Genomic DNA, 9722 nt, shown 5'->3' on the forward strand with positions numbered 1-9722 from the left:
TTACTCGATAGCCGGCTATTCGATAGCCTCGTAAGGAAGCCCGACGTAATTTTCTGCAATGGTTTCGCGTCCAGCCTGCGACTCGACAAAGTACTCCAGCTCGCTCTGGGCAATCCGTTGGCTGAAGCCATCCGCCTCGGGAAACTGGTGCAGCATCGAGGTCATCCACCAGGAAAACCGCTCGGCCTTCCAGATCCGCCGCAAACAGATCTGGGAGTATTTCTCCAGCAGCTCCACGCGCCCTTCCCGGTACACCTTGCACAAGAGGGTGAACAGGGTGCTCACGTCACTGGCCGCCAGGTTCAGGCCCTTGGCGCCGGTGGGCGGCACGATATGGGCGGCGTCCCCCAGCAGGAACAGGCGCCCGTACTGCATCGGCTCCACCACGAAACTGCGCAGCGGCGCGATGCTCTTTTCAATCGAAGGCCCGGTCACCAGGCTGGCTGCCAGATCCGCCGGCAAGCGCTCCTTGAGCTCCGCCCAGAAGCGCTGGTCGGGCCATGCATCAAGCGACTCCTCGGCCGGCACCTGCAGGTAATAGCGACTGCGGCTGGGCGAACGCATGCTGCACAGGGCAAAGCCACGCGAATGCTTGGCGTACACCAGTTCCCCGTGGACCGGCGGGGTGTCGGCAAGGATGCCCAACCAGCCGAACGGGTAGACCCGCTCGAAGGTCTTGAGCACATCGGCGGGGATCGACTGGCGCGACACGCCATGGAAGCCGTCGCAACCGGCGATGTAGTCGCAGTCCAGGCGCACCTGCTGGCCTTGATGCTCGAAGGTCAGCCAGGGCCGCTCGCCCTTAAGGTCGTGGGGCTGAACATTGCGCGCTTCATACAGGGTGATCGCGCCGGCGTGTTCGCGGGCGGCCATCAGGTCGCGGGTGACTTCGGTCTGGCCGTAGATCATCACAGTCTTGCCGCCGGTCAGGGTCTTCAGGTCGATGTGGTGCAAGCGCCCATTGAGGGCCAGCTCGAAGCCTTCATGCACCAGGCCCTCGGCGTCCATCCGCTGGCTGACACCCGCCTGGCGCAACAGGTCGACCATGCCTTGCTCCAGCACTCCGGCGCGAATTCGCCCGAGAACGTAGTCCGGGGCCTGGCGCTCAACAATCAGGGTTTCAATCCCCGCGTTATGCAGCAATTGGCCGAGCAGCAGCCCCGAAGGACCGGCGCCGATGATGGCGACTTGAGTTTTTAGGGTTTTCATTATTTTTATGGCCCGCCGGCTTCCCCCGAACGTTATCGGTGAAAGCGTTGTCATTGGTTTTGGTACTGGCATTTTTCCCTTGAGTGAGCCCCACAAGAAGGTGAAAACTGAGCCAAAGCCTGCGCTTTTCGCCAATCGGGGCGATTACCGAACCACTGTCCTGAGTATCGGATAAAAACATGACCAAAAATGCCAGTCCCGCGATTCCAGTGTTCAAACTCTACGGAGAAAGCCAGCAGTGGCCGACTCCGGATTTGCTGCATTGCGAGACCATCTCCCGGCGCAGCCGCGAGTACCAGTGGGAGATCCAGCCCCACCGGCATGCGGACCTGTGCCAATTGCTCTATGTGTACAAGGGCCAGGCGCAATTGGAGATCGAGGGCCAGCGCACGACGCTGACCGAATCGACCCTGCAAGTGCTGCCGCCGCTGTGTGTGCACGGGTTTCGGTTTGCCGAGGATGTAGAAGGGTTTGTGGTGACACTGGCCGCGCCGCTGGTGGCGCACCTGCAGGGCCAGTTGGGCTCGGCGGTAGACGGCTTGAGCGCCCTGGGCAGCTACCCGGCGGGCCAGGACAGTGACTACCTCAATAGCCTGTTCACCCGCTTGCAGAATGAATACACCGACGACTTCCCGGCCCGGGACATGATGATGCACGCGCTGGTCAGCGTGCTGCTGGTGTGGATCAGCCGCCAGGCCATCCAGCGCCGCCATCCACGGGCACCTCGGGGCCGCGAGTACTTCCGGCACTTCACCCAGTTGGTGGAGCAGCACTACCGCGAACACCCGAAGATCGAAGACCTGGCGCACAAGCTGGGGATCTCGGTGTCGCACCTCAACGGCACCTGCCGCGAGCTGGGCGGGCAGCCGGCGTTGCAGATCATGCACGACCGCCAACTGCTGGAGGCCAAGCGTCTGCTGACCTACACGAGCATGACCATTAATGAAATGTCTGACGTACTGGGGTTCTCTGACCCGACGAACTTTTCTCGATTGTTTCGCAGGCGCGTAGGGTTTTCACCCAAGGCATTTCGCGAACAACTGAACGCGGACTGACCGACCACCCACGCACTGTTGCAGGAGCCCGCAAGCCGGCTGCTGCAACAGGTTGCGTGTCAGCGCAGTGCGCTCAGGGTTGCCGAGTAGGTGCATTGCCCATGGTTGCAGGCAGAAGCCATGCCGGGTTGCAGGCGGGCCTGTTCGGCGCGGTAGGCTGCGGTGCCATAGAGGGCCGTGGCAAAGGCGCAGAGGGCAAAAATCGTCAGGTACTTTCTGGTTTTGATCGTCATGGCATCAACCTCCGGACAGATCAAGAAGGTGCTGTATTGAGCATAGGCCAGCCAGGGCCAGTTGCCAGTATTGACGGGTATTCAGACGCCTTATAGGGCTTACAGCCCCACGTCCCATTGCGGCTCTGGCGGGAACCTCAAGACCAGGAAATCCAGAAGGCTGCGCAATGCCTGGGGCATGTGCTTGCGCGAGGCATACACCGCATACATGTTCATCTGCCGCGGTTCGGCATGGGGCAGCAGGCGGATCAACTGGCCGCTGCGGATGTAGTCGCCGGCCTGATAGGTCGGCAACATCGCCACCCCTGCCCCGGCCAGGGTCAGCCGCAGCAAGGTGCTGGCTTCATTGGCGCTGATATTGCCATGCACCGGCACCGACACGGGCTCAGCGTTCTCCTCGAAGTGCCACAGGCTCTTGCCGAAGTAGGAATGGGTCAGGCAGTTGTGCTCCGCCAACTCTTCTACCCGCTGGGGCTGCGGGTGTTCCAGCAGATAGGCCGGTGACGCGCAGATCACCGAGCGGCACACGGTCAACTGACGCGCAATCAGATTGGGATCCAGGTCGTTGCTGGTGCGGATCGCCAGGTCGATGCGCTCATCCACCAGGTTTACCGTGCGGTCGAGCATTTGCAGGTCAATGCTGACCAGCGGATAACGCTTGACGTACTCGGCAATGGCCTCGGCCAACTGCGCCTGGCCAAACGAGGTGCTGACGCTCAGGCGCACCAGGCCGCGAGGGGCGTCGTCCGGTTCGCTGACGGCGGCCTGCATGTCGTAGGACAGTTCCAGCATCTGCCGGCAACGCGGCAGGGTCTCGCTGCCGGCGGCGGTCAGGCTGAGCTTGCGCGTAGTGCGGTGCATCAGGCGCGCGCCCACCCAGTCTTCCAGCTCCGCCAGATAGCGCGACACCACTGGGCGCGACAGGTCCAGATGATCGGCGGCGGCCGATTGGCTGCCCAGGTCGACCACGGTGACAAACACCCGCATTGCTTGAAGACGATCCATGATTTGCCCGGTTTTAGAAACAAACTATGTCCAAGCATCGCATTTTTTGCTGCGTTCAGTGCAACTAAGCTCTGTCCATCGCCTGCCAAGGCATCCCTGACCTGGACTTGAACATGCTCACTACCCTCAAGCGCTTTGTACTGGCCACTACCGTTCTTGGCTTTGCCGCCCACGCCGTCGCCGCCGACCTGACCCTCGAGGTGTATAACCCAGGTGAATCGGCGATCTTCCCCGTCAGTTCGGTGCTGGTCAGCGGCGAGAAAGACGCGATCCTGGTGGACGCGCAGTTCGGCAAAAGCCAGGCCGAACAACTGGTGCAGAAGATCCGCGCCAGCGGCAAACAGCTGACCACCATTTACATCAGCCATGGCGACCCGGATTACTACTTCGGCCTCGACACCCTGGCCAGCGCTTTCCCACAGGCCAAGATCGTCGCGCCACAACGGGTGGTCGAGCATATCAAGGCCACCGTTGCCGGAAAGATTGAATACTGGGGCCCGAAAATGGGCGCCGATAAACCCGCCAAGACCCTCATTCCCCAAGTCCTCGACGGCCATAGCCTGACGCTCGAAGGGCAATCGCTGGAAGTCATCGGCCTGGACGGCCCGCAGCCGGACCGCAGCTTTGTGTGGATCCCGTCGATCAAGGCCGTGGTCGGCGGCGTGGTGGTCTCGCAGAACATCCACCTTTGGATGGCCGACACCCAGGGCGCACAGTCCCATGCCGATTGGTTGGGCACCCTGCAACGTATCGAAAAACTCAAGCCGGTCACCGTGGTTCCCGGCCACTACTTGGGCACGCCTTCGGTCAAAGCTGTCGCCTTTACGGCCGACTACATCAAGGCTTTCGATGTAGAAACCGCCAAGGCCAAGGATTCCTCGACCCTGATCGCAGCCATGAAAAAACGCTACCCGAACCTGGCCGATGAAAGCTCCCTGGAGCTGAGCGCCAAAGTCGCCAAGGGCGAAATGAAGTGGTGATTTGATCCAACCCTTACCCACACTGGAGAACGTCATGAGCAAGATTGCAATCATTGGTGCCACCGGCCGTGCCGGTAGCCAACTGCTGGAAGAAGCCCTGCGTCGCGGCCACACCGTCACGGCCATTGCCCGTAACACCGGCGCGATCGCCGCGCGTCCCGGCCTGACCGTCAAACAGGTGGACGCACTGGACGCCCAAGCCCTGCAACAGGCCATCAGCGGCAGCGACGTGGTGATCAGCGCCGCGCACTTCGCCACCCTGCCTGCGCCTGCGGTGATCGGGCCGGTCAAACAGGCCGGCGTGAAACGCCTGCTGGTGGTGGGCGGTGCGGGTTCGCTGCTGCTGCCGGGTGGCGGGCGGGTCATCGACAGCGAAGGCTTCCCTGCCGAATACAAGGCCGAGGCCAGTGCTGGCGCAGCGTTCCTCGACACCTTGCGCCAGGAAAAGGAGCTGGACTGGACGTTCCTTTCGCCCTCGGCAGAGTTTGTCGAGACCGCGCGCACCGGTAAGTTCCGCCTGGGCCAGGATGACCTGTTGGTGAGCAGCGAGAACCGCAGTTGGATCAGCTTTGCCGACTTCGCCATTGCCTTGATCGACGAAGTGGAAACACCCAAGCATTCGCGCCAGCGTTTCACCGTGGGCTACTAAGCCCACAACCCTGTAGGAGCCGGCTTGCCGGCGATGGCGGCGATGGCGGCTTATCTGACAGACCACTATCGCCGGCAAACCGGCTCCTACAGATGTAGTTTTTCAATAGCTCCTGCGACTTTCTGATTTGCCGCCGGGCCCGCGCGGTCGCCTAATGGCGACCTTGTCCGCTCAAGGCCCGCCCATGGAAAACGTCCACGCAAAACCCACTACCGCCCTCTGGCTGATAATCAGCGTCGTGCTGGTGGCCCTCAATCTGCGTCCGTCCATGGCGGCGGTCGGCCCTTTGTTATCGTCGATCCGCGGCGATGTGCCGCTGAGTTTCAGCACTGCTTCGTTACTGACCATGTTGCCGGTGATGGCGATGGGCTTGGCGATGTTCTTCGGCATGGGCCTGGGCAAACGCTTTGGCGAGCATCGCAGCATTGCCCTGTCGCTGGTGGTGATTGGCATTGCCACCTTGTCGCGGCTGTTTCTCGACTCTGCCGCCGAGTTGATCCTCAGCGCCATCGCCGCCGGCGTGGGCATTGCCCTGATCCAGGCGTTGATGCCGGCGCTGATCAAGTCGCGCTTTAGTGACAACGTTTCGCTGTTCATGGGCTTGTACGTCACCGCGATCATGGGCGGCGCGGCATTGGCGGCGTCGTTCTCGCCATTCATCCAGGTACAGACTGGCAGTTGGCGGATGGGTTTGGCGATCTGGGCGGTGCTTGCCGTGTTGGCGCTGCTGTTCTGGTATGCCCAGCGCGCCGCGTTGCCACCACTGCCCCAAGCCGGCAGCGGCCCGCAGGAATCGTTTTTCGGCAATCGCCGCGCGTGGTTGCTGGCGATTTTCTTCGGCCTCGGTACCGCGTCCTACACCTGTGTACTGGCTTGGCTGGCGCCGTACTACGTCGAGCAGGGCTGGAGCGAACAGAACGCCGGCCTGCTGCTGGGCTTCCTGACGGCCATGGAAGTGGTCTCCGGACTGATCACCCCGGCTATCGCCAACCGACGCCAGGACAAGCGCGGCGTGGTGGCCGTGCTGCTGGTGCTGATCATCGCCGGCTTCTGCGGCCTGATCCTTTCCCCGCAACACTTCGCACTGCTGTGGCCATGCCTGCTGGGCCTGGGCATTGGCGGGCTGTTCCCGATGAGCCTGATCCTGTCCCTCGACCACCTGGACAACCCGCGCCGCGCCGGTGGCCTGACGGCGTTTGTGCAAGGCATCGGCTACCTGATCGCTGGGGTGTCGCCGCTGATTGCCGGGATGATCCGCGACCAACTGGGCAGCTTCGAATGGGCCTGGTGGTCACTCACCGCGGTGGGGGGGGTGATGTTACTGATAGTCCTGCGCTTCGACCCGCGCCACTATGCACGGCATATTCGTTAGGGCGTCGTGTTCCAAACAGTATCTGTCCCACAATGGACATAGAAAGGTCCGACAGACCTTTCTATTGGGACGAGCGTTCCGTTAACATTTTGTCTTGTTTGCGCTGCGGTCGCGCAACAGGCTCACGGACGGAACGAATGCTAAACAGTAACTTGCTTAGAAAGCTCGATATGCAGGATCTGATGGTGTTTATCGCTGTGTATGAGCAAAGCAGCGTCACCGATGTGTCCGAAACCCTGTTTGTCAGCCAGTCCACGGTCAGTTACAGCCTGAAAAAGCTGCGCACCAGCTTTGAGGACGACCTGTTTATCAACACCCGTGCCGGCATGCGCCCAACCTACAAGGCCAGCACCATGTACGGGCATGTGCAGAAAATCCTCGAAAGCATCAACCTGTGCCACGCGGGCGCGCAGACGTTCGATCCCACGCAAAAAGCCGTCACCTTCAACCTCTGCGCACCCGAATACTTCGAGCAACTGATCCTGCCCAGATTGTTGAAACACTTCGATCATGCCGACCTGCCGGTGATCGTCAATGTGCAGAAGCTGGAAACCGAGATCCCTGTCGAGGCGCTACGTGACGGGCGCCTGGACCTGGTGATCTGCTTCGGCCCGCACTTTCACCGTGAGCACAAGGACCTCAGGACCCAGATGCTGCTGGAGGACGACCTGGTCTGCGTCTTCGACAAGCGTGCGGCCCCCCGGGAGCCGGCGTTCAGCTTGCAGTCCTTTGTGGCCCGGCGCCATGTGTTCCCCACGCCCTGGACCTCGGACACCAACATGATCGACGGCTGGCTGAGCCGCCAGGCTCACAAGCGCCAGGTCATCGCCCGGGCCAACAGCTACAGCGCGGCGCTGAAGATGATTGCCGGCACCGACTTTATCGTCACCCTACCCCGGCGCGTGCAACAACTGCTGGCCGTGGAACCACAGTTCGGCCATTGCGAAGCCCCCAACGGCCTGCCGGGGTTTACCCTGGAGATGCAGTGGAACGATGCCAGCGAGCAGGAAAGCGCCAACGCGTGGTTTCGCGAGCAGGTGGCGGCGGTTGCGGCCAGTTGCAAAGTGGACGTGGCAAGAGAAGCAAACGCCTAACTTGCCGCGCTCACGCCCCCATGAACGCTTCCAGCCGCGAGCGCATCCAGCGTTCGGCGGGGTCGCTGTCAACGTGGCTGAGCCAGACCATGGACAGGTCCAGGGTCGGTGTATCGAACGGAAACGGCTCACAAAACAGGTTGCCCGCCGCCGCCATGGCTTGGGCCGTGTAGTCTGGCAGGCTGGCGATCATATCGGTGCCGGCCAGTAATGCCGGTAAGGAACTGTATTGCGGCACGGATAACACCACGTGCCGCTTGCGACCGATCTCCGCCAGCCACTCATCGGCAAACCCCGCGACGTTAGCGGTGTGAGACACCAGCACATGGGGCCGTGCGCAGTATTCGTCGAGGGTCAGCGCCTGGTCCGAGGCATCGGCGCGCAGCACGCTGGGACGGATGTGGCGCAACAGTTTGCGCTTGGCATTGGCCGGCAGGCCACGGGTCTGGGTGATGCCGACGGTGATATCGCCAGAGGCCAGCAAATCGGGAATCCGCCAGTAATCGACGTGCTGCACCACAAACACCACCTGCGGTGCTTCGGTGCGCAGGGCCCGCAACAGCGGTGGCAACAGACCGAACTCGACGTCATCGGACAGGCCGATACGAAAGGTCATGGTACTGACAGACGGGTCGAAATCATGGGTAAGACTCAACGCCGCCGACAGCGAGTCCAGGGCCGGCGACAGATGCAGGATGAGCTCCTCGGCCCGCGCCGTGGGTTCCATGCGGTGGCCGACACGGATAAACAGCGGGTCGTTGAACAGCGTGCGCAGGCGGTTGAGGGCCGAACTGACCGTGGGCTGGCCAAGGAACAGCTTCTCTGCCACACGCGTTACGTTGCGCTCGAGCATCAGTGTTTCAAAGACCACCATCAGGTTGATGTCGGCCTTGCGTAATTCATTGCGATTCATGGCAAGCGCCCCACTGCCCAAGACAGTCGGCAGTTTAGGAACACAGCGGGGCCTGCGTCTATGCGCCGACTATCCAACCCACGTATTTGGGACTATAAATCAGCTTCCATGGCAACCGAGAACATCCCCGTGCTGGTCATTCTTGCCCTGGCCATCCTGATGGCCGGGCTGTGCATCTGGAGTATCAGGTTCATCGCCCATCCAACCGCCAGGACGCTGCTGCGGGTATTTATCGGGTTGTGCCTGGCCGCCATCGTGGCGTACCTGGTCTTGGCGTCGGGGTTTCCCACGGCGCTGCTGGTATCGGCAGGTTGACGAGCCTGCTGGCACTTCCTCTAATAGGCATCTTTTTCAAGCACGGAGCGCTTAGCCATGAAATTCGCCTACACCATCGTCTACGTCCCGGATGTCGCCGCGTCGCTGCAGTTTTTTGAAACGGCCTTCGGCTTCAGTCGACGCTTCCTGCATGAGTCTGGGACCTATGGCGAGCTGGAAACCGCAGGCACCACCTTGTCCTTCGCCGCGCATGAACTGGGGGAGTTGAATTTCAAGGGTGGGCACGTCGCTGCTCATTCTTCTAAGCAACCGCTGGGTGTGGAACTGGGATTTGTGACCGATGACGTCCCGGCCGCCCACGCCAAGGCTGTGGCCGCAGGTGCGACCGAGCTATCAGCACCGAGCAGCAAGCCCTGGGGCCAAGTGGTGTCTTATGTGCGCTGCCCGGATGGGACGCTGGTGGAGTTGTGTACGCCGATGTCCTGTGAGCCGGCTTGACGGCGGGGGCCTGTCAGCGTTATGCCCATCGCGGGCAAGCCGGTTCCTACAGTTATGGCTTCAGGGGGCGTTCCTGATCGCGTTCGGATAGCTCCGTCCCGTCATCCGGATGCTTCCAGGTCTGTGGCTTCTCTTCCTCGCGACGCTGCCTGGCGCGCTCCTGCTCCGCGTCATCGCGCGGTTTAGGTTCAGTGGTCATACCTACCTCCCGTCCTTAAGAATGAGTAAAGCCAACTAAGCATAGAGCAGCAATCGCATTTGTTGCAGTTGGCGGGCGCGACCAGTTGCTTGCGGGCTTATGGGTTTTCGATCGCCCAAAACAAAACCCCAACTGCTTTCGCAATTGGGGTTTCGGAATTTAATCTTGACGATGACCTACTCTCACATGGGGAAACCCCACACTACCATCGGCGATGCATCGTTTCACTGCTGAGTTCG

At 61.4% G+C, this 9722-nt stretch carries 12 protein-coding genes; 7 read left to right on the plus strand and 5 right to left on the minus strand.

The genetic code is table 11. From position 1 onward, the window contains the following. Positions 1-15: 15 nt before the first annotated feature. Positions 16-1209 (minus strand): 4-hydroxybenzoate 3-monooxygenase, encoded by a 1194-nt coding sequence (pobA, locus tag HBO05_RS16540; protein ID WP_172313393.1) that lies wholly within the window; start codon positions 1207-1209, stop codon positions 16-18. 179 nt (positions 1210-1388) lie between these two features. On the opposite strand from pobA, the gene HBO05_RS16545 reads away from it, so the two are divergent. Further along, positions 1389-2264 (plus strand): helix-turn-helix domain-containing protein, encoded by an 876-nt coding sequence (locus tag HBO05_RS16545; RefSeq protein ID WP_170043243.1) that lies wholly within the window; start codon positions 1389-1391, stop codon positions 2262-2264. A gap of 59 nt (positions 2265-2323) precedes the next feature. Here the strand turns inward: HBO05_RS16545 and HBO05_RS16550 are convergent, their stop codons facing one another. Then, positions 2324-2497 carry a hypothetical protein gene (locus HBO05_RS16550; RefSeq protein ID WP_169955550.1) on the minus strand — a complete coding sequence of 58 codons (174 nt, stop codon included), beginning with the start codon at positions 2495-2497 and terminating at the stop codon, positions 2324-2326. A gap of 99 nt (positions 2498-2596) precedes the next feature. After that, positions 2597-3502: a LysR family transcriptional regulator gene (locus HBO05_RS16555; protein ID WP_172313395.1), complete on the minus strand. Its 906-nt coding sequence runs from the start codon at positions 3500-3502 to the stop codon at positions 2597-2599. Positions 3503-3615: 113 nt separating this feature from the next. Between HBO05_RS16555 and HBO05_RS16560 the strand changes: the two genes are divergently transcribed. The 4 genes from HBO05_RS16560 to HBO05_RS16575 all read left to right on the plus strand — a co-directional run bounded on the left by HBO05_RS16560 (position 3616) and on the right by HBO05_RS16575 (position 7597). Next, a complete protein-coding gene (locus tag HBO05_RS16560) occupies positions 3616-4482 on the plus strand; it encodes an MBL fold metallo-hydrolase (protein ID WP_172313397.1) in 867 nt (288 codons plus the stop codon). A gap of 34 nt (positions 4483-4516) precedes the next feature. After that, positions 4517-5131, plus strand: a complete 615-nt coding sequence (locus HBO05_RS16565) for an NAD(P)-dependent oxidoreductase (protein WP_170043240.1) — start codon at positions 4517-4519, stop codon at positions 5129-5131. A gap of 184 nt (positions 5132-5315) precedes the next feature. Continuing rightward, positions 5316-6503, plus strand: coding sequence for a cyanate transporter (locus tag HBO05_RS16570; RefSeq protein WP_172313399.1), 1188 nt, complete (start codon positions 5316-5318; stop codon positions 6501-6503). A gap of 137 nt (positions 6504-6640) precedes the next feature. Further along, positions 6641-7597 (plus strand): LysR family transcriptional regulator, encoded by a 957-nt coding sequence (locus HBO05_RS16575; RefSeq protein ID WP_169955545.1) that lies wholly within the window; start codon positions 6641-6643, stop codon positions 7595-7597. Between the two features lie 10 nt (positions 7598-7607). Here HBO05_RS16575 and HBO05_RS16580 read toward each other — a convergent pair whose 3' ends face one another. Further along, positions 7608-8510 (minus strand): LysR substrate-binding domain-containing protein, encoded by a 903-nt coding sequence (locus HBO05_RS16580; protein WP_169955544.1) that lies wholly within the window; start codon positions 8508-8510, stop codon positions 7608-7610. 108 nt (positions 8511-8618) lie between these two features. On the opposite strand from HBO05_RS16580, the gene HBO05_RS16585 reads away from it, so the two are divergent. Both HBO05_RS16585 and HBO05_RS16590 read left to right on the plus strand, forming a co-directional pair. After that, on the plus strand, positions 8619-8825 hold the full coding sequence (locus tag HBO05_RS16585; RefSeq protein ID WP_178121219.1) for a hypothetical protein: 207 nt from the start codon (positions 8619-8621) through the stop codon (positions 8823-8825). 57 nt (positions 8826-8882) lie between these two features. After that, positions 8883-9284 carry a VOC family protein gene (locus HBO05_RS16590; RefSeq protein ID WP_170057675.1) on the plus strand — a complete coding sequence of 134 codons (402 nt, stop codon included), beginning with the start codon at positions 8883-8885 and terminating at the stop codon, positions 9282-9284. Positions 9285-9336: 52 nt separating this feature from the next. Here the strand turns inward: HBO05_RS16590 and HBO05_RS16595 are convergent, their stop codons facing one another. Beyond that, positions 9337-9483: a hypothetical protein gene (locus HBO05_RS16595; protein ID WP_169955542.1), complete on the minus strand. Its 147-nt coding sequence runs from the start codon at positions 9481-9483 to the stop codon at positions 9337-9339. Between the last annotated feature and the right edge of the window lie 239 nt (positions 9484-9722).

The organism is Pseudomonas sp. WS 5079 (assembly GCF_012985465.1).
Lineage (GTDB): Bacteria > Pseudomonadota > Gammaproteobacteria > Pseudomonadales > Pseudomonadaceae > Aquipseudomonas.